The organism is Cellulomonas sp. NPDC055163 (assembly GCF_053607065.1).
The window spans coordinates 272043-295911 of the sequence record NZ_JBSGSU010000004.1; the positions used below are offsets into that span (position 1 = coordinate 272043).

At 74.2% G+C, this 23869-nt stretch carries 19 protein-coding genes; 12 read left to right on the forward strand and 7 right to left on the reverse strand.

All coding sequences use genetic code 11. The features are described from left to right. Nucleotides 1-46: 46 nt before the first annotated feature. Nucleotides 47-610, reverse strand: coding sequence for an amino-acid N-acetyltransferase (locus ACWFNE_RS09630; RefSeq protein ID WP_452122199.1), 564 nt, complete (start codon nt 608-610; stop codon nt 47-49). Nucleotides 611-843: 233 nt separating this feature from the next. Here ACWFNE_RS09630 and ACWFNE_RS09635 point away from each other — a divergent pair, with 233 nt between their 5' ends. Continuing rightward, a complete protein-coding gene (locus ACWFNE_RS09635) occupies nt 844-4197 on the forward strand; it encodes an EAL domain-containing protein (RefSeq protein WP_452122200.1) in 3354 nt (1117 codons plus the stop codon). Between the two features lie 224 nt (nt 4198-4421). After that, nucleotides 4422-5636: an MFS transporter gene (locus tag ACWFNE_RS09640; protein WP_452122201.1), complete on the forward strand. Its 1215-nt coding sequence runs from the start codon at nt 4422-4424 to the stop codon at nt 5634-5636. Here ACWFNE_RS09640 and ACWFNE_RS09645 read toward each other — a convergent pair. Further along, nucleotides 5560-6612 carry a sugar-binding transcriptional regulator gene (locus ACWFNE_RS09645; protein ID WP_452122375.1) on the reverse strand — a complete coding sequence of 351 codons (1053 nt, stop codon included), beginning with the start codon at nt 6610-6612 and terminating at the stop codon, nt 5560-5562. The two genes, ACWFNE_RS09640 and ACWFNE_RS09645, sit on opposite strands and share 77 nt — an antisense overlap. Nucleotides 6613-6761: 149 nt before the next feature. Between ACWFNE_RS09645 and ACWFNE_RS09650 the strand changes: the two genes are divergently transcribed. The 4 genes from ACWFNE_RS09650 (at nt 6762) to ACWFNE_RS09665 (ending at nt 12162) form a co-directional block, all read left to right on the forward strand. Further along, a complete protein-coding gene (locus tag ACWFNE_RS09650; RefSeq protein ID WP_452122202.1) occupies nt 6762-8528 on the forward strand; it encodes a glycerol-3-phosphate dehydrogenase/oxidase in 1767 nt (588 codons plus the stop codon). 50 nt (nt 8529-8578) lie between these two features. Next, nucleotides 8579-9340 (forward strand): MIP/aquaporin family protein, encoded by a 762-nt coding sequence (locus ACWFNE_RS09655; RefSeq protein WP_452122203.1) that lies wholly within the window; start codon nt 8579-8581, stop codon nt 9338-9340. Nucleotides 9341-9502: 162 nt separating this feature from the next. Continuing rightward, nucleotides 9503-11020 (forward strand): glycerol kinase GlpK, encoded by a 1518-nt coding sequence (glpK, locus tag ACWFNE_RS09660; protein WP_452122204.1) that lies wholly within the window; start codon nt 9503-9505, stop codon nt 11018-11020. Between the two features lie 167 nt (nt 11021-11187). Then, entirely contained in the window at nt 11188-12162 is a 975-nt protein-coding gene (locus tag ACWFNE_RS09665; RefSeq protein WP_452122205.1) for an NAD-dependent epimerase/dehydratase family protein, read from the forward strand. A gap of 25 nt (nt 12163-12187) precedes the next feature. On the opposite strand, the gene ACWFNE_RS09670 is transcribed toward ACWFNE_RS09665, so the two are convergent. Together ACWFNE_RS09670 and ACWFNE_RS09675 are read right to left on the reverse strand one after the other, a co-directional pair. Further along, nucleotides 12188-12877: a ThuA domain-containing protein gene (locus ACWFNE_RS09670; protein ID WP_452122206.1), complete on the reverse strand. Its 690-nt coding sequence runs from the start codon at nt 12875-12877 to the stop codon at nt 12188-12190. A 71-nt stretch (nt 12878-12948) separates the two neighbouring features. Then, the gene (locus tag ACWFNE_RS09675) at nt 12949-13596 is read right to left on the reverse strand and encodes a CGNR zinc finger domain-containing protein (protein ID WP_452122207.1); all 648 of its coding nucleotides are present in this window, start codon (nt 13594-13596) and stop codon (nt 12949-12951) included. 95 nt (nt 13597-13691) lie between these two features. Between ACWFNE_RS09675 and ACWFNE_RS09680 the strand changes: the two genes are divergently transcribed. The 3 genes from ACWFNE_RS09680 to ACWFNE_RS09690 all read left to right on the forward strand — a co-directional run bounded on the left by ACWFNE_RS09680 (nt 13692) and on the right by ACWFNE_RS09690 (nt 15782). Next, nucleotides 13692-13976, forward strand: a complete 285-nt coding sequence (locus tag ACWFNE_RS09680) for a hypothetical protein (protein ID WP_452122208.1) — start codon at nt 13692-13694, stop codon at nt 13974-13976. 122 nt (nt 13977-14098) lie between these two features. Continuing rightward, complete coding sequence (locus ACWFNE_RS09685; RefSeq protein ID WP_452122209.1) at nt 14099-15133, forward strand: LacI family DNA-binding transcriptional regulator; 1035 nt, start codon at nt 14099-14101, stop codon at nt 15131-15133. A gap of 160 nt (nt 15134-15293) precedes the next feature. Next, nucleotides 15294-15782 carry an SSI family serine proteinase inhibitor gene (locus ACWFNE_RS09690; RefSeq protein ID WP_452122210.1) on the forward strand — a complete coding sequence of 163 codons (489 nt, stop codon included), beginning with the start codon at nt 15294-15296 and terminating at the stop codon, nt 15780-15782. 176 nt (nt 15783-15958) lie between these two features. Here ACWFNE_RS09690 and ACWFNE_RS09695 read toward each other — a convergent pair whose 3' ends face one another. From ACWFNE_RS09695 to ACWFNE_RS09705, 3 genes are all read right to left on the reverse strand, one after another. Beyond that, entirely contained in the window at nt 15959-17302 is a 1344-nt protein-coding gene (locus tag ACWFNE_RS09695) for an ABC transporter substrate-binding protein (protein ID WP_452122211.1), read from the reverse strand. 74 nt (nt 17303-17376) lie between these two features. Then, nucleotides 17377-18315 (reverse strand): carbohydrate ABC transporter permease, encoded by a 939-nt coding sequence (locus ACWFNE_RS09700; protein ID WP_452122212.1) that lies wholly within the window; start codon nt 18313-18315, stop codon nt 17377-17379. Then, nucleotides 18308-19246, reverse strand: coding sequence for a carbohydrate ABC transporter permease (locus ACWFNE_RS09705; protein WP_452122213.1), 939 nt, complete (start codon nt 19244-19246; stop codon nt 18308-18310). Before ACWFNE_RS09705 ends, ACWFNE_RS09700 begins: the two co-directional genes overlap by 8 nt. A 277-nt stretch (nt 19247-19523) precedes the next feature. On the opposite strand from ACWFNE_RS09705, the gene ACWFNE_RS09710 reads away from it, so the two are divergent. From ACWFNE_RS09710 to ACWFNE_RS09720, 3 genes are read left to right on the forward strand one after another with little or no spacing between them, the layout of a single operon-like run. Next, the gene (locus ACWFNE_RS09710) at nt 19524-20837 is read left to right on the forward strand and encodes a Gfo/Idh/MocA family protein (protein WP_452122214.1); all 1314 of its coding nucleotides are present in this window, start codon (nt 19524-19526) and stop codon (nt 20835-20837) included. Next, the gene (locus tag ACWFNE_RS09715) at nt 20834-22201 is read left to right on the forward strand and encodes a DUF6807 family protein (RefSeq protein ID WP_452122215.1); all 1368 of its coding nucleotides are present in this window, start codon (nt 20834-20836) and stop codon (nt 22199-22201) included. The genes ACWFNE_RS09710 and ACWFNE_RS09715 overlap by 4 nt, the downstream gene beginning before the upstream one ends. After that, entirely contained in the window at nt 22198-23742 is a 1545-nt protein-coding gene (locus ACWFNE_RS09720; protein ID WP_452122216.1) for a UxaA family hydrolase, read from the forward strand. The genes ACWFNE_RS09715 and ACWFNE_RS09720 overlap by 4 nt, the downstream gene beginning before the upstream one ends. The last annotated feature ends 127 nt before the right edge of the window (nt 23743-23869 follow it).

Genomic DNA, 23869 nt, shown 5'->3' on the forward strand with positions numbered 1-23869 from the left:
CGCCCGGCACGTTCGCCGGCCGCGTGCGGCGGGGGCGCGCGGCGGCTCAGTCGAGCTCGACGAGCATGCGCGTGTTGCCCAGGGTGTTCGGCTTGACCCGCGCGAGGTCGAGGAACTCCGCGACGCCGTCGTCGTGCGAGCGCAGCAGCTCGGCGTACACGTCGGGCGTCACGGGCGTGCCGTCGATCACGTGGAAGCCGTGCGCCGCGAAGAAGTCGACCTCGAACGTCAGGCAGAACAGCCGCCGCAGCCCGAGCTCGCGGGCCCGCTCGACGAGCGCGTCGAGCAGCGCGTGCCCGACGCCCCGCCCGCGGTAGGACCGGTCGACCGCGAGCGTGCGGATCTCGGCGAGGTCCTGCCACATGACGTGCAGCGCGCCGCACCCGACGACGGCCGCCGCGTCCCCGGCTACCTCGACGCCCCGGGCGGCCGCCGTGCCCCCGTCAGCCGGGACCGCCTCGGCGACGAGGAACTCCTGCACGGCCTCGTAGTACCCGACCCACTCCTTCGCGAGGAGGATCCGCTCGGACGCGTACGGCTCGACGAGCCCGCGGATGGCGCGGACGTCGGCAGGGCGTGCGGGGCGCACGTGGAGGGCAGGCTCGGTCACGCGCCCCAACCTACCGACGCCGCGCCGGTGGGCCGGGCGTGCGAGCGATCCGGACACCCGCCGGTCGGCCGGGCGAATCGCGACCCCGACGCCTCGCACCGGTGGGCCGGCTGGGCGGGCGTCGACCCCGACGCCTCACGTCGGGGCGGGCGGTGCCGATGTGCGGGGGTGCAGTGCCCCGCGCCGCCGGACGTCGCCCTCCGGCAGCTCCCGTCGAGCGCCCAGAGGTCGCCATGATCCACGTCGGTGTGCTGACGCCCATCACCGGGGGGTTCTACTACGGCGACGTCGTGGCGAACGTCACGCGCGTCGTCGCCGCTGCGGGCGGGCACGTCACCCTCGTCCAGACGATCGACGCCGGGCGCTCGCGGCAGAAGCTGCCACCGGCCCCCGACGTCCCCCACATCGGGTGGGAGTCCTTCGACGGGATCGTCGCGATCGCGCAGGCCGCGAGCGCGTCGTCGCTCCGGTCGGCGATCGCCTCGGGCACGCCCGTCGTGACCGTCGGCAGCGAGATCGACCTCGACGCGGCGCAGGTCGTGGCCGACAACCGGGACGTCGTCCGCGGCGCCGTGGGCCACCTCGCCGGGCACGGGCACCGGCGGATCGCGTTCGTCGGCAACCTCTCGCAGTCGGACACCAACGCGCGGTACGAGGGGTACCGCGCGGGGGTCGAGGCGCACGGGCTGGGCGACGCGGTGCTCGTGACGACGGTCGATCACGTCGAGGCCGGCGGGCGCCTCGCGGCGGACGCGGTCCTGACGTCCGGGGCGACGGCGGTGGTCACGGGCACGGACCGGATCGCCCTGGGTCTCGCGGCCGCCCTGCGCGAGCGCGGGGTGCGGATCCCGGAGGACCTCGCGGTCGTCGGGTACGACGACGTCGAGGAGGGCTGGTGGCACGACCCGCCCCTGACGACCGTCCACCAGGCGATCGGCACGCTCGGCACCCGGGCGGCGGAGCTGCTGCTCGCGGAGCTGGGCGGGGAGCCGGACCACGGGATGCACGTCGTCGCGTCGGAGTTCGTCGCCCGCGCGACGTGCGGCTGCCCCGGGGGCGTGGGCGGGGCGGCCGACCACGGCGCTGCGGACGCGGACGAGGTCGTCGCCGCGGTCGTGCGCCACCTCGGGTCGGCGACCGGACCGGGGACGGTGCCGGACGACGACGCGCCCGGTGCGCTCGCGGCCCTCGACGACGTCCTGACCTCGACCGTCGCCCGGCTCTTCCCGTCCCCGCCGCCGCCCGAGGCGATGCTGAGCTTCGTCGAGGCGGTCGTCGACCGTTTCGCCGCGCTCGCGTCGGACGCCGCGGGCCGGGGCGACCCGGCCGCCGGGCTCCTGCGCCGCGCCGGGGCCCGGGCGATGATCGCCCTGCGCGACCACGAGCGCGGCGTCACGCTCGAGCGCACCGAACGGCTCGCGTCGTCGATCGTCGAGCAGTACGACGTGGGGATCGAGGTCCTGAGCACGTCCTCGGGCGACCCCGAGCGGCTCGGGTGGCTGAGCAAGGCGTCGGCCCGGGTCGCGTGCCTGGCGCTGTGGGAGGGCGACCCGGCGGACGGCGTCCTGCGCGTGACCGGGGTGTTCGACCCCGAGGGCCGGCTCGACGAGGTGCCGTCCGGTACGACTCGCATCGAGGAGTTCCCGCCCCGGTCGCTCGTCGAGCAGGCCGACGCGGGCGTCGGGGACGTGCTGTACGTCGTCCCGGTCCGCGGCGTGAACGGCGACCACGGCTTCCTGTGCGTGCTCGGCGCGTGCGAGCGCGGTTCGCGCTCGGACCCCGCGACGTACGCGCACTGGGCCACGACGCACAACCACTGGGCGGCGGTGCTCGGCGTCGCGCTCAAGCAGAAGGCGCTCCTGGAGCACCTCGGGCGCAGCGAGGAGCGGTACTCGCTCGCCGCGACCGCCGCCAAGGACGGGCTGTGGGAGTGGGAGGCCGGCGACGGGCGCGTCTACGTGTCCGAGCGGTGCCGGGAGCTGCTGGGCGTCACGGACGACGCCGCCGTCACGCTCGACACCTGGGTCGCCCTCGCGCACCCGCTGGACGCGGACCGGGTCGCGGCGGAGCTCACGCGCGCGGTCGCCGAGCCCGGCACCCCGGTCGAGGTCGAGTACCGCGTCGCGGGAGCGGACGGCACGACGCGCTGGGTCCTCACGCGCTGCCTCGCGGTGGCGTCCGACGGCGGGGTGCAGCGCGTCGTCGGCTCGGTCTCCGACATCCAGACGCGCAAGGACCTCGAGGAGCAGCTGCGCCAGGAGGCCTTGTACGACAACGTCACCGGGCTGCCGAACCGGCGGCTGTTCGTCGACCGGCTCGACGCCGCGCTGCGGCACCAGGGCCGGCAGGAGGCCACCGGGTTCGCGGTGCTGTTCTTCGACCTCGACGGGTTCAAGCTCGTCAACGACTCGCTCGGTCACCTCGCGGGCGACGCGCTGCTCCGCGTCGTCGCCGACCGGCTGCGCGTCGCGCTGCGCCCGCTCGACACGGCCGCGCGCTTCGGGGGCGACGAGTTCGCGGTCCTGCTCGTCGACCCGGTGCCCGAGGACGTCCTCGTGGTCGCGCGCCGCCTCCAGGACCGGCTCGCGGAGCCTGTGCAGCTCGGCGGCCAGGTCGTCGCGGTGACCGCGAGCGTCGGGGTGGCGACGTCCTCGTCCGGCTACGTCGCCGCGGACGACGTCCTGCGCGACGCCGACGCCGCGATGTACCACGCGAAGGGCACGCAGCGCGGTTCCGCGTCGGTCTTCGACCCCGACATGCACGTGCGCGCCACGGGCCGGCTGCGGGTGCGCGGGGAGCTGCGCGGGGCCCTGGCACGCGGCGAGTTCGTGGTGCACTACCAGCCGGTCGTCGCGCTCGACGGCTCGGGCGTCGAGTCGTTCGAGGCGCTCGTGCGGTGGCAGCACCCCGAGCGCGGGCTGCTGCTGCCGGGCGCGTTCCTGCCCGTGATGGAGGACGACGGCTCGATCGTGCAGCTCGGCCGGCTCGTGCTCGACGAGGTGTGCCGGCAGGTCGCGCGGTGGCGCGCGGACCGCGGCCTGCCCGTGACCGTCGCGGTGAACCTCTCGCACCGCGAGTTCTGGGCGCCGGACCTCGTCGCGGCCGTCCGGGACTCGCTCGCACGGCACGGCGTGCCGGCCGGGCACCTCGTCCTCGAGATCACCGAGTCGGTGGTGATCTCGCGGCCCGACGAGGCGCGCGACCTGCTCGAGTCCCTCGACACGCTCGGGGTCGGGCTGCACATCGACGACTTCGGCACCGGGCAGTCGTCCCTCACGGCGCTGCGGACGCTACCCGTGCACGCGATGAAGGTCGACGGCTCGTTCGTCCGGGAGCTCGCGAGCACCCCCGCGACGCGGGACCTCGTGCGCGTGATCCTCGACATGGGCCGCGTGCTCGGGCTCGAGGTGATCGCGGAGTGCGTCGAGACGGAGGAGCAGGCGGCGATCCTGCGGTCGATGGGGTGCACGGGCGCGCAGGGCTGGCTGTACGCGAGCGCGCTCCCCGGGGACGAGGCGGGTGCGCTGCTCGGCGCTCCGGCCGGCGCGGTCGGGTCGGCGCTGGTCGCGGACGCGGCGCGGCGCTGATCCTGCGTCCCGACCGTCGGCTCGCACCCGGGCACCCCGACGCCTGACCGGCGCCCGGCCGGCGCGCGAGCGGGTCGTGACCGGGTCGTCACGCGGTCGCGCCCGACCGCTCCCGACCGCGCCCGTCCGCTCCCGACCGCGCCCGTCCGCTCCCGACCGCGCCCGTCCGCTCCCGACTGCGCCCGGACGCGCCGGCTCGGCGATGATGGCCGCGTGATGTCCCGATGACCGCGCGTGCGGACACCCCCACGGTCACGGCCCGCGGCGGGCGCCGCGCCGCGGCGATCGCGCTGCTCGTCGCGGGCCAGAGCACCGCCGGCCTCGCGCTCGGGGCGGTCGGGCTGTTCCTGCCGCTGATCCGCGCGGACCTCGGCATCGGGTTCACGCAGGCGGGTGGCATCGCGGCGGCGGCGATGATCACCTACGCGCTCATGCAGGTCCCGGCCGGCCACCTCGCGGACGTCCTGGGGGCGCGCCGGCTCTTCGTCGTGGGCACGGTCGGCGTGAACCTGTGCACGCTCGGGATCGCGGCCGCGCCGTCGTACGCGTTCCTGGTCGTGGACCAGGCGGTCTCGGGGGCGTTGCGGGCGCTCGTGTTCATCCCGGGCATGGTGCTGATCACGGGTCTGTTCGCGGCGGAGCGCCGGTCGACCGCGCTCGGGGTGTTCGCGATCGGCGGCGTGTCCGGGAACGTGCTGCTCGGGGCCGTCGGGCCGCTGCTCGTGGGGCCGCTGGGGTGGCGCGGCGTGCTGGCGCTGTTCGGTGCGGCGGGCCTCGTGCTCGCGGTGGTGTACGGGGTGCTGCGCGACGCGGGCGCCCCGCAGCCGAGGCCGGCGCCGGGGGGCGAGGGCGCGCGCGACGTGCTGCGCCACCCCGTGCTGTGGGTGGCCGGGGTCGTGCAGCTCGTGCGGTTCGGGGTGGTGAACACCCTGACCTTCTGGCTGCCCACGCTGCTCGTCGAGGAGCGGGGCGCGACGCTCCGTACCGCGGGGGTCGTGATGGGTGTCGGCGGCCTGCTGATGGCACCCATGAACTATCTCGGTGGGGTGCTCGCTGACCGGACCGGGCGCCCCGCGGTGGTCGTCGGCGGCTCGCTCGCGGTGCTCGGCGCCGCCCTGGCGGTGCTCGCGGGGGCCGACGGCCTGGCCGTGACCGTCGCGTGCGTGCTCGTCGCGCACGTCGTCATGCAGCTCTACTTCGGGCCGCTGTTCTCGATCCCGGTGCGTGTGCTCGGTGCGGCGCGCGCGGGCCTGCTCACGGGTGTGTCGAACGGCTGCGCGTGCCTCGGTGCGGTGACGTTCTCGTGGGCGCTCGGCTGGACCAAGGACCTCACGGGGTCGTTCACGCCGGGGCTCGCCGGGCTCAGCGTCGCGTGCGCGCTCGCCCTGACGGCGACCTGGCGCCTGGGCCGGATGCTGCGAGCAGCGCCGTCGCGGTGAGCTCGTCGACCACGAGGTCCGTCACGACGCCCGCCCGGATCGCGGCCAGCAGCGGGACGACCTTGTTGTCCCCGGCCGCGACGCACACGCGCCGCGGGACCCGCTGGAGCTCGGCCGGGGTCGGACCGGTCGCGCGCGCGTTGAGGGGCACGTCCTCCCAGGTGCCGTCCGCGCGCAGGAACACCGTGCACACGTCCCCCACGACGCCCTCGCGGTGCAGCACGTCGATGTCGCCGTCCTCGAGGTAGCCCGCGGAGTACACGTGGCTCGGCACGGCCCCGGCCACGGCGCCGACCGAGAACACGGCGACGTCCGCGCGGGCCTGGACGTCGAGCACGCGCCGCACCGACCGCTCGCGCCACATCGCCTGCTTGGTGTCGGGGTAGTCGAAGAACGCGGGCACCGAGAAGTGGTGCACGGTGGCCCCGAACGCGGACCCGAAGCTCGAGATGAGGTCGCTCGCGTACTCGACGCCGGACGTGCGCGTGTTCGCGGCGCCGTTGAGCTGCACGACGGCGCTGCCGCGGGTGGCCTTCGGGACGAGGCGCCGGGACACCGCGGCGAGGGTCGTGCCCCAGGCGACGCCCAGCACCATGTCGGAGTCGAACCACGAGCCGAGCAGGCGCGCGGTGGTCAGCGCGACCTGGTCGAGCCGCTCGACGTGGCTCGCCTGGTCCGGGACGGGCACGACGTAGGCGTCGACGCCGAACGTCGCGGCGATCGTGCGGCCGAGCCCCGGTGCACGCGTGCTCGCGGGGCGCAGCGTGATCTCGACGAGCCCGGTCGCGCGGGCGCGCTTGAGCAGCCGGGAGACCGTCGAGCGCGAGGTGCCGAGATGGCGCGCGATCACCTCCATCTTGAGGTCCTGCAGGTAGTACATCGACGCGGCCCGCAGCACGTCCTGCTCCCGGTCGAGCGCGTCCCTGCTGTCCGCCAAGGAATCCCCCGTCGCGACGAGATGTGCACGTTCGTGCATCTCGGTTGCGCGTTCGTTCGTCACGTGACGACGATAACGAGCGGACCGAGGCCGGGGGAACCTCCCGGACGGTCCGCGTCCATGCACGCGACCAGCACGCACGGACAGCACGCACGGAACGCACCAGCACCCCGGGGGTCGGACGCACGATGAGGACTGCAGCACTGACGGCACGGCTCCGCAGCGACGCGCTCGACGCCCTGCGGAGCACCACGGAACCCGGCCAGGAGCTCGACGTGCTCGTCGTCGGCGGTGGCGTGACCGGGGCCGGCATCGCGCTCGACGCCGTCTCGCGCGGCCTCTCGACCGCGGTCGTCGAGGCCCAGGACTGGGCCAGCGGCACGTCGAGCCGGTCCAGCAAGCTCGTGCACGGCGGCCTGCGCTACCTGCAGATGCTCGACTTCCACCTCGTCCGCGAGGCCCTCACGGAGCGCGACCTGCTCATCAACCACCTCGCGCCGCACCTCGTGAAGCCCGTGAGCTTCCTGTACCCGCTCGAGAACCGCGTCTGGGAGCGCGCGTACGTCGGCGCCGGCGTCGCCCTCTACGACACCCTCGCGTCCGTCTACGGGACCAAGCGCGCGCTGCCCACGCACCGGCACCTGACCCGCAAGGGCATGGAGCGCCTGTTCCCCGACCTGCGCCACGACGCCGCGATCGGCGCCGTCCGGTACTGGGACGCGAGCGTCGACGACGCCCGGCTCACCTCCACGATCATCCGCACCGCAGTCTCCTACGGCGCGCACGCCGCGTCGCGCACGCAGGTCGTCGGGCTCCAGACCACGTCGGGCGGGGCGGTCACGGGCGCCGAGCTCGTCGACCTCGAGACCGGCGACCACATCGACGTCCGCGCCCGGCACGTCATCAACGCGACGGGCGTGTGGACCGAGGAGACGGAGTCCCTCGCCAAGAGCGACGGCGGCCTGCGCGTGCTCGCGAGCAAGGGCATCCACATCGTCGTTCCGCGCAGCCGCATCGCGGGCGACACCGGGCTGATCCTGCAGACCGAGAAGTCGGTCCTGTTCATCATCCCGTGGTCGCGCTACTGGGTCATCGGCACGACCGACACCCCGTGGGAGCAGGACCTCGTGCACCCGGTCGCGACGTCCGCGGACATCGACTACGTCATCGAGCACGCCAACGAGGTCCTGTCCCGGCCGATCACGCGCGAGGACGTCATCGGCACCTGGGCCGGCCTGCGCCCCCTGCTGCAGCCCGGCACCAAGGCGGGCACGTCGTCGGCGAAGGTCTCGCGCGAGCACACCGTCGCCTCACCCACGCCCGGCCTCACGGTCATCGCGGGCGGCAAGCTCACGACGTACCGGGTCATGGCCAAGGACGCCGTCGACTTCGCGATCGGCTCGCGCGCGACGAGCCTGCCGTCGATCACGCACGAGCTCCCGCTCGTCGGCGCCGAGGGCCTCGCGGTCCTGCAGCGCCGGTCCCGGGCCATCGGGCAGAAGTACGGCTGGGACCGCGGGCGCATGGACCACCTGCTGCACCGGTACGGGTCGCTGCTCGGCGAGCTGCTCGACCTCGTCGACGAGGACCCCGCGCTCGGCGACCCCGTGCCCGACGCCCCCGCGTACATCGGCGCGGAGATCGTGTACGCCGTCAGCCACGAGGGTGCGCTCCACCTCGACGACGTGATGATGCACCGCACGCGCCTCAACTACGAGGTCGCGGACAAGGGCGTCGCCGCGCTCGAGCACATCGTCGACCTCATCGCACCGGTGCTCGGGTGGAGCGACGCGCAGCGCGCCGCGGAGCTGGCCGGGTACCGCGAGCGCGCCGCCGCCGAGGAGGCCGCGGCCGCGCTGCCCGACGACGAGTCCGCGGTCCGCGAGCGCCTGCGTGCCGCGGACATCGCCCCGCTCGTCCCGCTCTCCGACGGGCAGGTGCCCGCCGGGTCCTGACCGCCACGTGACAGGCGAGCGGTCTCACTCCAACAGGAAGGGGCGCAACGATGGGCTCCGTCACCATGCTGCAGTTCGTCGGATCCGAGGTGGTCGGCACCGCTCTGCTGATCCTCCTCGGCGCAGGTGTCGTCGCGAACGTCATCCTCCCGCGCAACAAGGGGTTCGACGGCGGCTGGCTCCTCATCAACTTCGGGTGGGGGCTCGCGGTGTTCGTCGGTGTGTACGCGGCCTTCCGGTCGGGTGCGCACCTCAATCCCGCGGTGACGCTCGGCCTGTTCGCCGCGCAGGAGCCGTTCGCGACCGCCCGGGTCGGCGAGCGGCTGGTCGTGACCGTCGAGCCGACGTTCTCGAACATGCTGATCTACTTCGGCGCCGAGCTGCTGGGCGCGTTCATCGGTGCGGTGCTGGCCTACCTGGCGTACAAGAAGCACTTCGACGAGGACGCCGACCCGGCGACCAAGCTCGCGGTGTTCTCGACCGGCCCGGCGATCCGCTCGTACGGCTGGAACCTCGTCACCGAGGTGCTCGGCACGTTCGTGCTGGTGTTCTGGATCGTCGGCTCGGGCCGGACGCCGTCGGGGCTGGGGCCGCTCGCGGTCGCGCTCGTCGTCGTCGGCATCGGCGCGTCCCTCGGTGGTCCGACGGGGTACGCCATCAACCCGGCCCGCGACCTGGGTCCCCGCATCGCGCACGCCCTCCTGCCGATCCCGGGCAAGGGCTCGAGCGACTGGTCGTACGCGTGGGTGCCGATCGTCGGCCCGCTCCTCGGTGGTCTGCTCGGCGGCCTCGCGGGCGCCGCGTACACCTGATCCTCCCCGCACCCCCCACCCCGTCCCCACGACCCCCGGACGCGGGACCCGCGCAACGGCGCACGGGCCCCGCTCCGGGCGCTCCACCCACCCCCGGTCGACGGACCGCCGTCGCACCCCCGTCGAGCCCACCGGCTCGCCACCCGAGAGAGGTCCCCCCGCATGGCTGACTACGTCCTCGCGATCGACCAGGGCACCACGAGCACGCGCGCGATCCTGTTCGACCACTCCGGCCAGATCGTCGCCACCGGCCAGAAGGAGCACGCGCAGATCTTCCCGAGGGCCGGCTGGGTCGAGCACGACGCCAACGAGATCTGGGCCAACACCCGCGAGGTCGTCGGCCTCGCCCTGACCCGCGCGAACAAGTCGCACACCGACGTCGCCGCGGTCGGCATCACGAACCAGCGCGAGACGGCGCTCGTGTGGGACCGCACCACGGGCGAGCCCGTGTACAACGCCATCGTGTGGCAGGACACCCGCACGCAGAAGATCGCCGACGAGCTCGGGGCGCTCGGCGGGGGCGCGGACCGCTACAAGGACAAGGTCGGCCTGCCGCTCGCGACGTACTTCTCGGGCCCCAAGATCCGCTGGATCCTCGACAACGTCGAGGGCGCCCGCGAGCGCGCCGAGCGCGGGGACCTCCTGTTCGGCAACACCGACTCGTGGGTGCTGTGGAACATGACGGGCGGGGTCGACGGCGGCGTGCACGTCACGGACGTCACGAACGCGTCGCGCACGATGCTGATGAACCTCGACACGCTCACGTGGAACGAGGAGATCGCCGCGGAGATGGGCATCCCGCTCTCGATGCTCCCGGAGATCCGCTCGTCCTCCGAGGTGTACGGGCAGGGACGCCAGGGCGGGATGGTCCCGGGCGTGCCGATCGCGGGGATCCTCGGCGACCAGCAGGCCGCGACGTTCGGCCAGGCGTGCTTCGAGGTCGGCAACGCGAAGAACACCTACGGCACGGGCAACTTCATGCTGCTCAACACCGGAACCGAGCCGATCCCGTCGAAGAACGGGCTGCTCACCACCGTCGCGTACAAGATCGGCTCCGCGGACCCGATCTACGCGCTCGAGGGCTCGATCGCGGTCACCGGCTCGCTCGTGCAGTGGCTGCGCGACAACCTCGGCCTGTTCGCCGACTCGCCCGACATCGAGTACCTCGCGAGCAAGGTCGAGGACAACGGCGGCGCGTACTTCGTGCCGGCGTTCTCGGGTCTGTTCGCGCCGTACTGGCGCTCGGACGCGCGCGGTGCCCTCGTCGGGCTCACGCGGTTCGTCAACCGCAACCACATCGCGCGCGCGGCCCTGGAGGCCACGGCCTTCCAGACGCGCGAGGTGCTCGACGCGATGAACGCCGACTCGGGCGTCGCGCTCACCGAGCTCAAGGTCGACGGGGGCATGACCAGCAACGAGCTGCTCATGCAGTTCCAGGCCGACGCCCTCGGCGTCCCCGTGATCCGCCCGAAGGTCGCCGAGACGACCGCGCTCGGCGCCGCGTACGCCGCGGGCATCGCCGTCGGGTTCTGGTCCGGGGAGCAGGACGTGATCGACAACTGGGCCGAGGACAAGCGCTGGGAGCCCTCGCTCGAGTCGGGCGAGCGCGACCGGCAGTACCGCCTGTGGAAGAAGGCCGTGACGCGCACGTTCGACTGGGTGGACGACGACGTCCGCTGACGCCGCCGACCCGCTGACTCCCTGACCCGGCCCGCAGGGGTCACCCCGACGAGGGGGCCGTACGCGCCGGGCAGGCCGCTCCCACCGGGAGGGCGAGCCTGCCCGGCGCGCACAGTTCATCCCCTCATGCCCGGCGCGCGCCGCCGCCCGATGACAGGATCACGCTCATGACCACCGTTGCTGTCACCGGAGCCTGCGGCAAGGCCGGCCGCGCCGTCGTCGCCGACCTCCTCGCCCACGGGTACACCGTCCTCGCCACCGACGTCGTCGGCGTCCCCGGGGACGAGGGCGACCTCGGCACCCCGCTGGTGCACGCCGACCTGACCGACTACGGGCAGGCCATCGAGGCGCTCGCGGGCGCGCAGATGGTCGTGCACCTCGCGAACATCCCCGCGCCGGGCCGCTCGACGCCGCCCGAGACGATCAACCGCAACACGACGATGAACACCAACGTGTTCCTCGCGGCCGCGCGCCTCGGGGTCCGCAAGGTCGTGTGGGCGTCGAGCGAGACCACCCTGGGGCTGCCGTTCGCGGACGGTCCGCGGTACGTCCCCGTCGACGAGGCGCACTTCCCGCACCCCACGACGACGTACGCGCTGTCGAAGGTGCTCGGCGAGGAGACCGCGAAGCACATCTCGACGCTCACCGGCATCCCGTTCGTGGGCCTGCGGATCTCGAACATCTTCCGACCCGAGGACTACGCGCGCGTGCCCTCCTTCCAGGACGACGCGCAGGCGCGCCGGTGGAACCTGTGGGGCTACGTCGACGCGCGCGACGTCGCGCAGGCCGTGCGGCGCGCGCTCGAGACGCAGACGACCGGCTCGCACAACGTCATCGTCGCCGCGGCGGACACGATCATGGACCGGCCCTCGGCCGAGCTCCTCGACGAGGTGTTCCCCGACGCCGAGCGCCGCCGGGACGTCAGCGGCAACGAGACGCTGCTGTCGATCGACGCCGCGCGGGAGCTGCTGGGGTACTCCCCCGAGCACTCGTGGCGCGACCAGCCGGGTGCGTCGGGCGGGGCGCGGGACGACGCGGGCGCGCACGACGACGGCGGGCACGGCGATGGTGCGCACCACGACGCGGCCGGGCGCGACGACGCCCGCGCCCAGGACGACGAGGCGATCGACCCGCAGATCTGACGCCCGGGGGCTGCTGCGCCCGGGTTCAGCCCCGGCGCAGCAGCCAGCGGAGCTCGCGCGCGAGCAGACCGCGCCGCCCGTGCGACTCGTACGACTCGACGCCGTGCCCGAGCGCGTCGTACACGACCCGCCCGCGGCCGACCTCCGGGACGCCCTCACGGGCCCACGCGACGGGCTGGCGCAGGCCGTCCGCGGCGAACCAGACGAGCGGCTGCACGCCGTCGGCGACCTCGAGGTCCGTGTACCGCTCGTCGTGCAGCTCGAACGGCTGGAGGCCCGCCGTCACGGGGTGCGTCTCGTCGGGCTCGACGGTCCAGCGCTCGATCGGCGGGTGCCACGAGCGCCCCTCGACCCACCGGCCGCCGAGCAGGTGGTCCCACGCGGGGCTGTCGCGGAACGTCATCGCCGCCGCGTGCAGCCCGAGCAGCGACCCGCCGGTGCGCACGTGCTCGGCGAGCGCGCGGTGCCCGGGCGCCCAGTCGGCATCGGTCCCGTCGAACGCGGGGTCCGTGCGCCCCGCCGAGGCCAGCACCACGACGAGGTCGGGCCCGTCGTGCGCGAGCGCCTCGAGCGAACCGGGGCGGATGCCGCGCACGTCGACGTCCGTGTCCAGGGCCGTGAGCTCGCGCGCGACGCGGTACGCCGTCGCGGGCAGGTCGTGCCAGGCGTCCTCGTACCGTCCCGTGCCGACCAGGACCCACGCACGCTGCCGCATCCGGCCAGGCTACGGGTCGGGAGGCGTGCGGCGAGGGCCTTCCGGCAGGCGGCCCGGGCGGCGCCACCTCCTCAGCGGCTCGCGGTGCGACCGGCCCGGCGGCGGGCGGTGAGCCGCTGGGACTTGGCGAGGCTCCCGCAGTCGGTCATGCTGCACCACCGGCGGCTGCCGTTCTTCGACGTGTCGACGAAGAGGTACTGGCAGCCCTCCTGGGACGCGCACGCCTTGACCCGCTCGAGCGGGCCCGCGGTCGCCAGCTCGACCGCCGACCGTGCGACGAGCCAGCGCGGGAGGCGCAGGTCGGGCTCCCACGTCCACCCGAACCGCGACCCGTCGAGCTCCAGGCGCGCGTGCCGGAGCGCCTCGGTGTGGGCGTCCCGCACCGCCGCGAGGTCCGCGGGCGGGACGGCGCGCCCGGTGGCGTGCCCGTGGAAGACGCCGAACACCGCCTCGCGCAGCGACCGGAAGCGCGCCAGCTCGGAGGCCGCCACCGCGGGCTCGACCTCCGCCCGGGTGAGGAGCGTCGCTGCCTCCGCGTGGGCGAGCCCGCCGGCCCGGGCGACCCACCGGACCAGGTCGCCGTAGCCCGCGAGCCGGTCCTCCGGCACGTCGAGGACCCGCCCGTCCACGGAGTTCGCGACGTCGAGACACAGCGAGCCCCCGACGAGCTCGGGCAGACCGTGGTCGCCGTGCCGGTCCACCGCGCTGCTCGCACTCATGCCCACCCCGCTGACGATTCCAGTGAACGTTGTTTTGAGGGTAGCACGCGAGTACGCTACCTCCATACGCACTTTCACCGGTAGCGGAGGTCGGCATGAACGAGGGATGGGCGGTGCTCGGAGCACGGGCCACGTGGGCGCTGCAGCACTCGGCGATGCCGGATGCCCCGGTCGTGCCGGACGCACCGGCGCGGGAACGCCGTGGCGTCGCGCTCGTGTGGGCGGCCCGCACGCTGCGGCGCGCTGCGGAGCTGCTGGACCCGCGCCCGGAACGCCGGGGCGATCCAGGACCGGGACGCGTCGGGGACGGCGGCCGCACGGCACTCACGCCGGTCCGCGCCGAGCACGAGGGCGTCAGGCCGCTCGACCTGCCGGCCTGACGCCCGGCACGACGCCGTACCGGGCGTGCGCACGGCGCGGCCGGACGCGCCGGGCCGCCGCGGTCGCCCGCGCTCCGTCCACGTCCCGCTCGGTGGTACGGATTGCCCCTACCCTGACCTCCATGGCCGGACCCGTGACCCTGAGCGACGTCGCCCGCGAGGCAGGGGTCTCCCTCGCGACGGCGTCCCGTGCCATCAACGGCAGCGCGAACCGGACCGTGCGCGAGGACCTGCGCGAGCGCGTGCTCGCCGCGGCGTCGAGGCTCCGGTACTCCCCCGACGCGAACGCCCAGGCGATGGCCCGCGGGCGGACGACGTCGCTCGGCCTCGTCGTGCACGACATCGCGGACCCGTACTTCTCGTCGATCGCCGCCGGCGTGACGACCGCCGCCGACACCGCGGGGCTCGCCGTGACGCTCGCGAGCACGCAGCACGACGCCTCGCGCGAGACCGAGCTCGTGCAGCTCATGCACCGTCAGCGCGCCCGGGCGATCATCATCGCGGGCGGCCGGCTCGACGACGAGGACGCGAACCAGCGCCTGCGCCGCGCGCTCGCCGACTACCGTCGCGGCGGCGGCTCGGTCGCGCTCGTCGGGCAGCCGATCCTCGAGGTCGACACGGTCGTGGTCGGCAACGCCGACGGCGCGGCGGCGCTCGCGCGGGCCCTGCACGGGCTCGGCTACCGGCGCTTCGCGGTGCTCGCCGGACCCGAGGGCCACCTCACGGCGCGCGACCGGCTCGCGGGGTTCTCGGACGCGCTCAGCGACCTCGGGCTCGTGCTCGAGCCGAGCTCCGTGGTGCGCAGCGCGTTCACGCGCGACGGCGGCTACGACGGCATGCGGACGCTGCTCGGCTCGGGCGCGCAGGTCGACGTGGTGTTCGCGGTCAACGACGTCATGGCCGTCGGGGCGATGGCCGCCGCGCGCGACGCCGGGCTCGCGGTGCCGCGCGACGTCGCGGTCGCCGGGTTCGACGACATCGTGACGCTGCGCGACGTGACTCCCCCGCTGACGACCGTCCGGGTCCCGCTCGTCGACATCGGTGTCGCCGCGACCCAGCTCGCGCTCGCCGCCCCCGCCGACGAGCCCCGCCTCGTGCACGTCGAGGGCACCGTGGTGCTGCGGGCGTCGACCCCGGAGCGCACGCCCGCGGGCTGATCGACCGAGCGACGCCCGGGCGAGCGAGACCGAGCGACGCCCGGGCGAGCGAGCGAGCTGCAGCGCTCCGCCCACCCGTCGGGGCGCACCGTGCACGCACGACCTGGCGGGCCTGTCCCTGCGGCCCCGGACGCGTCAGGATGGCCTCAGGAGGTGCGCCGTGCGCAACCGAGGGATCGTGCTCGTCGTCGCCGTGCTGACGCTCGTCGGCTGCGCCACCCCGCGCGAGGGGTCGCCCGGCGGCGCAGCGTCGCCGTCCGCGACACCCGAGCCGGAACCCACCACGAGCACGTCGACCGAGGACCCCGCCGCGGCGCCCGCCCCGTCGGGGGCGTCGCTCACGGTCATGCTCGACGAGACCGGCTCGGGCGACGTCCGGACCATGACGCTCACGTGCGACCCTGCGGGCGGCGACCACCCGGACCCGGCGGCTGCCTGCGCGGCCCTCGCCGCCGCCGGCCCGGGCGCGTTCGACCCGCCGCCGGGCGACACGATGTGCACGCAGCTGTTCGGCGGACCACAGGTGGCGGTCGTCGAGGGCACGGTCGGCGGCGTGCCGGTGAGCGCCCGGTTCACCCGCACCGACGGCTGCGAGATCGGCCGCTGGGACGCGCTGGCCCCCCTGCTCGGGAGCACCGGGGGCGTCTGAGCCACCGCCCCGGACGCCGCACCGGTCCGGCGCCGGGCCGCACCGAGCCTGCGCCGGGCCTGCGCCGCGCGACGCCGGACAGGCCGCGTCGCACCGGACGCCCGCACCGCACCCCACGCACGGCGACGGCCGGGGTGCACCGTCCACCCCGGCCGTCGTCATCCCCTGCTCAGGGCTCAGCTCGTCGCGTTCTTGACCTCCGCGGTGAACTGCTCGGCGGCCTGCTCGGGCGTGAGCCGGTCGAAGAGCACCTCCCCGTTGATGCGACGGATGATCGTGGCGACCTCGCCCGACCCGACGGGCGGGACCGCGACGCCGTCGACGATCTCGTCCTGCAGGTCGGTCAGGAATTCCGCGGCCTGCTGGTCGACGGGCGAGAACTTCGGCTTGACGGCCTCACGGACCTTCAGGTTCGCGGGGAGCCCGCGGTCGGAGAGCAGGATCTCGCCGGCCTCCTCGCTGTTCACCAGGAAGTCGATGAGCTGCGCCGCGGCCTGCGGGTGCTTCGAGCTCTTCGCGATCGAGTAGTACATCGCGGGCTTGAAGTACATGCCCGTGCGCTCGTGCTCCGACTCGCCCGGGAAGCGCAGGAGCTTCAGCTCGCGGCCCGACGCGCTCGAGATGGCGCCGAGCTGGTTGGTCCACCAGACGCCCATCGCGCCGGTCTGCGTGCCGAGCAGCGAGCCCTCGGGGCCGGCGCCGTCGACCTCGACCGACTTCGCGCCGTCGGGCTGCCCGCCCGCCTTGCGCAGGTCGACCGAGAGCTGCCACCACTCGGCGAGCAGCGCGTCGTCGTAGCCGACCTCGCCGTTCTCGTCGTACAGGGCCTCGCCCTGCTGGCGCGCGTAGATCGAGAAGCCCGGCTCGTTGAACGCGTAGTCCTGCGTGCCGTAGACCGCCCCGCCGGTGTTCGCCGTGATCGTCGTGGCGATGTCGAGGTAGTCGTCCCACGTCCACGTCTTGTCGTCGGGCATCTCGACGCCCGCCGCCTCGAAGGCCGCCGGGTCGGCGAAGACCGCGTAGGCGTTGACGCCGGTCGGCACCCCGAACGTGCCCTCCTCGAACGACGCCGACTCGACGACCGACGGGTCGATGTCCTCGAGGCTCAGCGTGTCCTCGACCGTCGAGAGGTCGAGGAGGACGCCGCGCGTCGCGTAGTCGCGCAGGTACCGCTCCTCCTGCGTGATGACGTCGGGGGCGTCGTCGGCGGCGATGGACGTCGCGAGCTTGTCCCAGTAGCCGCCCCAGTCGGTGAAGTCGCCCTGCACCGTGATGTTCGGGTACTTCGCCTGGAACGCGTCGAGGACCTGTTGCGTGAGCTGGTGGCGCGTGTCGGAGCCCCACCAGGAGAAGCGGATCGTGACGGGCCCGGTCTCGGTGGGCGCCGAGGCGGGCTCGGAGGCTTCCGGCGTCGCCTCGCCCTGCCCGCACGCGGTGAGGGCGAGGGCCGCGACACCGAGCGTCGCGGCGAGCCGCACGCTGCGCCGCAGGTGCGGGCGGCGGGTCGTGAGAAGAGACATCGTGCTCCTTCAGTGGGGGTGAGGGCGGTACTCCGTGCGCACCGTCGCGCACGGTTCGAGGCCGAGCCGAGCGGTCACTTGATGCCCGTCGTGGCGATTCCCTTGACGAGGTACTTCTGACCGAAGAGGAAGACGAGGAACAGCGGGACGAGCGAGACGATCGACATCGCGAACATCGGCCCCCACGAGCTCTGGCCGGTGGCGTCGATGAAGCTGCGCAGCGCGATCGGGACCGTGTACATGTCCGGCTTGGTGAGGAAGATGAGCTGCCGGAAGAAGTCGTTCCAGGTCCAGATGAACGAGAAGATCGCGGTCGTCGCGAGCGCCGGCGTGGACAGCGGCAGCATGATCTGGAAGTAGATCCGGGCGTGCCCCGCGCCGTCGATCCGCGCGGCCTCGTCGAGCTCGCGGGGAAGCCCCCGGAAGAACTGGACCATGAGGAAGATGAAGAACGCGTCGGTGGCGAGCAGGTGCGGCACGATGATCGGCAGGAACGTGTTGATCCAGCCGAGCTCGGAGAACAGCACGTACTGCGGCACGATCACGACGTGGACCGGCAGCATGATCGACATCAGCATGATCGCGAACCAGAACTTGCGGCCCTTGAAGTTGAGCCGCGCGAACGCGTAGGCCGCGGCCGAGCACGAGAGCAGGTTCCCGAGCAGGACGCCGAGCACGAGGATCGCCGAGTTCAGCAGGTAGTGGCTGAACGGGTGCGTGAGCGCGTTCCAGCCGACCGAGTAGTTGCTGAGGTCGATCTCGGACGGGATGAGGCCCGGCTCGCGGAAGATCAGCGCGCTCGGCTTGATCGAGCTCGCGATCATCCACAGCAGCGGGTACAGCATCACGAGGCCGAAGGCGACGAGGGCCGTGTGCTTGAGGGCCGTCCTGGTGTGACCGACCCAGGGGGAACGGCGCTTGCGGCTCGCGGTGGCAGCGGCGGAGGCGGCCTCGACCGCGGCCGTCCGGTGCAGGTCGTGGTGCACGACGGGGCGGTGGACGGTGTCAGTCATTGTAGAAGACCCAGTACTTGGAGGCGATGAAGTTCAGGGCGGTCATGCCGGCGATGATGGCCAGGAGAAGCCACGCCATCGCGGACGCGTACCCCATGTCGAGCGCACCGAAACCGCGCTGGTAGAGGTACAGCGTGTAGAACATCGTGGAATCCACCGGGCCGCCGGTCCCGCCGCTGACGATGAACGCCTGCGTGAACGACTGGAACGCGTGGATGACCTGCAGCACGAGGTTGAAGAACACGATCGGGCTGAGCAGCGGGACGGTGATCGCGAGGAACTGGCGCACCTTGCCCGCGCCGTCGATCGACGCCGCCTCGTAGTACATCTCGGGGATCTGGCGCAGGCCGGCGAGGAAGATGACCATCGGCGCGCCGAACGTCCACACGTTGAGGATCACGAGGGTTCCGAGGGCGTAGTCGGGGTGCGAGACCCAGCCCTGGCCCTGGATGCCGAAGTACCCGAGGACCTGGTTGATGAGGCCGTCGGAGCCGAAGACCTGGCGCCACAGCAGTGCGATGGCGACGGAGCCCCCGAGCAGCGAGGGCAGGTAGTAGATCGACCGGTAGAGCGCGAGCCCGCGCAGCCCGCGGTCGAGCACGAGTGCGAGCCCGAGCGCTGCGGCGAGCTGGAGCGGGATCGAGACGAACACGTAGGTGAAGGTCACGCGCAGCGAGTTGTGCAGCCGGGTGTCCTCCAGCATGCGCTGGTAGTTCTCGAGGCCGATCCACTTCGGGTCCTCGAGCAGGTTGTAGTCCGTGAAGGACAGGTACAGCGACGCGAGGATCGGTCCCACGGTGATCACGGCGAGGCCGAGGAACCAGGGTGCGAGGAAGACGGCCGCCGCCTTGTTGTCGCCGCGCTCGGACGGGGCCACGGAGGCCGGTCCCTTCGTGCGGCGCAGGGTGCGGAGCTCGCTGATGGTCGCCACGTCACCACCCCCTGCGGAGGCAGGTGCGGGTGGTGGACCCGTCCCTGCCTGTCGTGCCGTGCTGGACGTTCGTCATGCGCACTCCCGGTGGATCCTCATCGATGTCCCGAGCAGGGTGGAAAGCGCTCTCCGCTTTCTGGTAGTAGTTTGGTACCAGTCCGGAATGTGTGATGTCAACCACACGGCCGGGTGCCTGAGCAGTACCCACGACCTGCCCCAGACCTGCCGGAGCAGGGGGACAGCCTGCTGACCAGCGACGACGCGAGCGGAGCCGAGCGTGCCAGAGACCGCCCCCCTGATCGACGGCCAGGGTCACCCGAACGGGTCCCCACCTGCGGGGACGCCGCTGCGTGAGCCCGCCGGGCCCCGGGGCGCGCCGGCCGGCTCGGCGCCGCGACCGGTGTCCGTGGCCCTGGTCGGGACCCACGGGCACGGCACGTCACACCTCGGGCACGTCCGCGCGCTCGCCGACGCGGGGGTCGTCCGGCTCGCCGCCGTCGTCGACCCGCACCCGCTCGCGACGCCCGCCGAGGTCGCCGAGGGCGCGGCACGCGGGCAGCGCCTCGCGTCCGCCGACGACGTGCCCGACGGCACCGTCTGGCACCCCGACCTCGCCGCGCTCCTCGCCGCCGGCCCGCCCGACGTCGTGATCCTCTGCACCCCGATCGACACCCACGCACCGCTCGCCACGGCCGCGCTCGAGGCCGGCTGCGACGTGCTCCTCGAGAAGCCGCCGACCGCGTCGCTCGCCGAGCTCGAGGAGCTCGTCGCGACGCAGGAGCGCACCGGCCGGACCGTCCAGGTCGGCTTCCAGACCTACGGCTCGCACGCCGTCGCCCGCGTGCGCGAGGTCGTCGCGAGCGGCGAGATCGGGACGGTCACGGGCGTGGGCGGCGTCGGGACGTGGCTGCGGCCGGACACGTACTGGACGCGCGCGCGGTGGGCCGGGCGACGCACGGTCGACGGGCGCGCCGTGGTCGACGGCGTCGTGACCAACCCCCTGGCGCACGCGGTCGCGACCGCGCTGCTGCTCGCCGGCGCCTCGCGCGCGCAGGACGTCGCCTCCGTCGAGCTCGACCTCGCGCGCGCCAACCCGATCGAGGCCGACGACACGTCGAGCGTCCGGGTCACCACGACCGGCGGGCTGCGGATCGCGCTCGGGCTCACGCTCTGCGCCGCCGTGCAGAGCCCGCCGCACCTCGTGGTGCACGGCACCGCCGGGCGCGTCGTCCTGCACTACACGCGCGACGTGCTCGAGATCACCGGTCCGGAGGGCACCCGCACCGAGACGTGCGCGCGCGACGACCTGCTCGAGAACCTCCTCGCGCACCGCGCCGACCCCGCGGTCCCGCTGCACGCACCGCTCGTCGCGACCGGGGCGTTCATGCGGGTGCTCGACGCGGTCCGGGCCGCCCCCGACCCCGTGGCGATCGACCCCGCGCACGTCGACGACGTGACCGACGAGGCGGGCCGGCACCTCGTGGTGCGCGGCGTCGAGGACCTGTGCGCGCAGGTCGCCGAGACGCTGGGGACGTTCGCCGAGCTCGGGGCGCCGTGGGCGCGCACCTCGACGGCCGGGGGTGCGGCGTGACGGACTCCCCCGCGCACGGCCCCGCGGGCCCGGAAGCACCCGTGAAGGCGCCGCCGTGGGAGCCGACGCCCGCGTGGGGGGAGCACGGCGTGCTCGCCCGGCTCGAGGTCGCCGGCCGCGTCGTCGCCGAGTACGCCGACGGCTCCGGGGCCCCCGCGTTCGACTCCCCGCGCCCGCACCTGCACCCCGTGCGGACGCCCGGCGGCGTCGTCGTGACCGACTCGGCGCCGCGCGACCACACCTGGCACGTCGGGCTCACCGTCGGCGTGCAGGACGTCGCCGGCAGCAACCTGTGGGGCGGGCGCACGTACGTGCGCGACGGCGGCTACACGTGGCGCCACGACCACGGCACGATCCGGCACGACGCGTGGCCCCTCGAGGAGCCGAGCCTGCGCGTCGAGGCGCTGACGTGGCTCGACGCGCAGGGCGTGCCCGTCCTCAGCGAGACGCGGACGCTGCGCTGGGGACCCGCGGGCGCGCTCGCGGCGGGGACGGGCTGGCTGCTCGAGCTGACGACCGTGCTCGCGCTCGCCCCCGGACGCACCGACCCCGTGGCGCTGGGCAGCCCTGGGTCGAACGGCCGGGCCGGCGGCGGCTACGGCGGCTTCTTCTGGCGGCTGCCCGCGTGCCTCGACGTCGACGTGCGCACGCCCCTCGGCCGGGGCGAGGAGGCCGTGCACGGGTCGAGGCCGTCGGAGGGTGCGGCCTGGGTCGCGTGGTCGGCACGGTCGCGCCCTGCCCCGGAGCCGGCTCCCCTGACGAGCGCGAGCGGCATCCCGCTCGGCGGGGTCTTCGGGCGCGACGGGTTCGGCCGCGTCGGCGCCGGCGGGTCGATCGAGGTCGCGGGCTTCGCCGACGGGACCGCGAGCGGCGTCGGCGACGGGCTCGTCCGCGCCCCCGGTCCCGCGGGCGACGCCGCCCGGGCCGCCGAGGGTGAGGCCCCGCACGACGGCGACCTCACGGTCGCCCTCGCCCCCGCGCGCGGTCAGGCGGCCGACGACCCGTGGTTCGTGCGCGTCGCCGACTACCCGGGGCTCGGCTCGGCGTGGGCGTGGTCGGAACCGGCGCTCGTCGAGCCCGGGCAGCCGTTCACCCGCGGGCTGCGCTGCCTCGTCGCCGACGGGCGCCTCACCGACGCCGAGGTCGCGGCGGCCCTGCTCGGGACCGCGGCGGCGCAGGCCGCGTCGACCGCCCGCAGCGCCGCCGGACGCTCCCGCGCCCCCGGTCGCTCCCGCGCCGCCGCGACGGGCGCCGCTGCGCACCCCGGTGCAACGGCCGCCCGCCCGGCCCCGACCTCCCCCGGCGGCGGCCCGCACCGCCCCTCACCCGACGCCCCGCCGACCCCCCAGGAGCAGCACCGATGAGCACCACCCTCCCCGAGCTCACCGACTGCGCGCTGGTCCTGCGGACCGGTGACGACGTCGCCGTCGCGACGCGCGACCTGCAGTCGGGCACCGAGATCCGGCACGACGGCGCGCCCCTCGTGATCCGGCAGAGCGTGCCCCGCGGGCACAAGCTCGCGGTGCGCGACGTCCCCGCGGGCGGCCAGGTGCACAAGTACGGGCAGTCGATCGGCCTCGCGACCCGCGACATCGCCGTCGGGGACCACGTGCACACGCACAACCTCGGCATGGACGACGTCGCCCGCGACTACGAGTTCGGCACCGCACGCGTGCGGCCCGAGCCCTGGACGGGACCGGTCCGCACGTTCCAGGGGTACCACCGCGCCGACGGGCGGGTCGGCACGCGCAACTACGTCGCGATCCTCACGTCGGTGAACTGCTCCGCGTCGTCCGCGCGGATGATCGCCGACCAGTTCCGCGGGCCCGTGCTCGACGCGTACCCGCACGTCGACGGCGTCGTCGCGCTCACGCACACCACCGGCTGCGGGCTCGTCGCGCAGAGCGAGGGCGCGCAGATCACGCTCCGCACCCTGCGCGGGTACGCGAACCACCCCAACGTCGCGGGCGTCCTCGTGCTCGGGCTCGGCTGCGAGATGCTGCCCGCGCAGTCGCTCCTCGACGGCCTCGACCTGCCCGCCGACAAGCCCGTGCGCACGCTCGTGATCCAGGAGACCGGCGGGATCCGGCGGACCGTCCGGGCGGGGGTCGAGGCGGTCCAGGGCATGCTCCCCGAGATCGACGCGCTGCGGCGCGCGCCGGCGCCGCTGTCCGCGCTCGTGCTCGGCATGAACTGCGGCGGCAGCGACGGGTACTCGGGCATCACCGCGAACCCGGCGCTCGGCTACGCCTCCGACCTGCTCGTCGCGCACGGCGCCACCACGGTCCTCGCCGAGACCCCCGAGGTCTTCGGTGCGGAGCACCTGCTCACGCGCCGCGCGGTCAGCGAGGAGGTGGGCCGCAAGCTGCTCCGGCGCATCGACTGGTGGCAGACGTACGCGGCGCAGGGCGGCGGCTCGCTCGACAACAACCCCTCGCCCGGCAACAAGGCCGGCGGCCTGACCACGATCCTCGAGAAGTCGCTCGGCGCTGTCGCCAAGGGCGGCAGCGCCGAGCTCGCCGAGGTGTACGAGTACGCCGAGCCCGTGACCGCGAAGGGCTTCACCTTCATGGACACCCCCGGCTACGACCCCGTGTCCGTGACCGGCATCGTCGCGGGCGGCTCGACCGTCGTGGTGTTCACGACCGGGCGCGGGTCGGTGCTCGGGTGCAAGCCGACGCCGTCGATCAAGGTGTGCACCAACACGGAGACCTACGACCGGATGTCCGAGGACATGGACCTGAACGCCGGGCGCATCGTCGACGGCGAGGCCACGGTGCAGCAGGTCGGCAAGGAGATCCTCGAGAAGATCATCGCCGTCGCGTCCGGCGAGCAGACCGTCTCCGAGGAGCTCGACCTCGGGCAGGACGAGTTCGTGCCGTGGCAGCTCGGGACGGTGACGTGACGCGCTGAGCACGCCGGGGCGGGCGGCACCCACATCGCGAGCCCCGGAGCAGCGACGGCCGACCCGAATGGTGCGAGCATGGGGGGAGTTCGGTCCGACGACGCATCGAGCGAGCGGGGGATCCCGT

Bases quoted from the DNA above. Each gene is read 5' to 3' on its own strand.
- ACWFNE_RS09645 (WP_452122375.1), bottom strand. From the start codon at position 6,612: ATGCACGAACGTGCACATCTCGTCGCGACGGGGGATTCCTTGGCGGAC.
- ACWFNE_RS09640 (WP_452122201.1), top strand. From the start codon at position 4,422: ATGACCGCGCGTGCGGACACCCCCACGGTCACGGCCCGCGGCGGGCGC.
- ACWFNE_RS09675 (WP_452122207.1), bottom strand. From the start codon at position 13,596: ATGAGTGCGAGCAGCGCGGTGGACCGGCACGGCGACCACGGTCTGCCC.
- ACWFNE_RS09665 (WP_452122205.1), top strand. From the start codon at position 11,188: ATGACCACCGTTGCTGTCACCGGAGCCTGCGGCAAGGCCGGCCGCGCC.
- ACWFNE_RS09670 (WP_452122206.1), bottom strand. From the start codon at position 12,877: ATGCGGCAGCGTGCGTGGGTCCTGGTCGGCACGGGACGGTACGAGGAC.
- ACWFNE_RS09720 (WP_452122216.1), top strand. From the start codon at position 22,198: ATGAGCACCACCCTCCCCGAGCTCACCGACTGCGCGCTGGTCCTGCGG.
- ACWFNE_RS09635 (WP_452122200.1), top strand. From the start codon at position 844: ATGATCCACGTCGGTGTGCTGACGCCCATCACCGGGGGGTTCTACTAC.
- ACWFNE_RS09655 (WP_452122203.1), top strand. From the start codon at position 8,579: ATGGGCTCCGTCACCATGCTGCAGTTCGTCGGATCCGAGGTGGTCGGC.
- ACWFNE_RS09650 (WP_452122202.1), top strand. From the start codon at position 6,762: ATGAGGACTGCAGCACTGACGGCACGGCTCCGCAGCGACGCGCTCGAC.
- ACWFNE_RS09700 (WP_452122212.1), bottom strand. From the start codon at position 18,315: ATGACTGACACCGTCCACCGCCCCGTCGTGCACCACGACCTGCACCGG.
- ACWFNE_RS09685 (WP_452122209.1), top strand. From the start codon at position 14,099: ATGGCCGGACCCGTGACCCTGAGCGACGTCGCCCGCGAGGCAGGGGTC.
- ACWFNE_RS09680 (WP_452122208.1), top strand. From the start codon at position 13,692: ATGAACGAGGGATGGGCGGTGCTCGGAGCACGGGCCACGTGGGCGCTG.
- ACWFNE_RS09695 (WP_452122211.1), bottom strand. From the start codon at position 17,302: ATGTCTCTTCTCACGACCCGCCGCCCGCACCTGCGGCGCAGCGTGCGG.
- glpK (WP_452122204.1), top strand. From the start codon at position 9,503: ATGGCTGACTACGTCCTCGCGATCGACCAGGGCACCACGAGCACGCGC.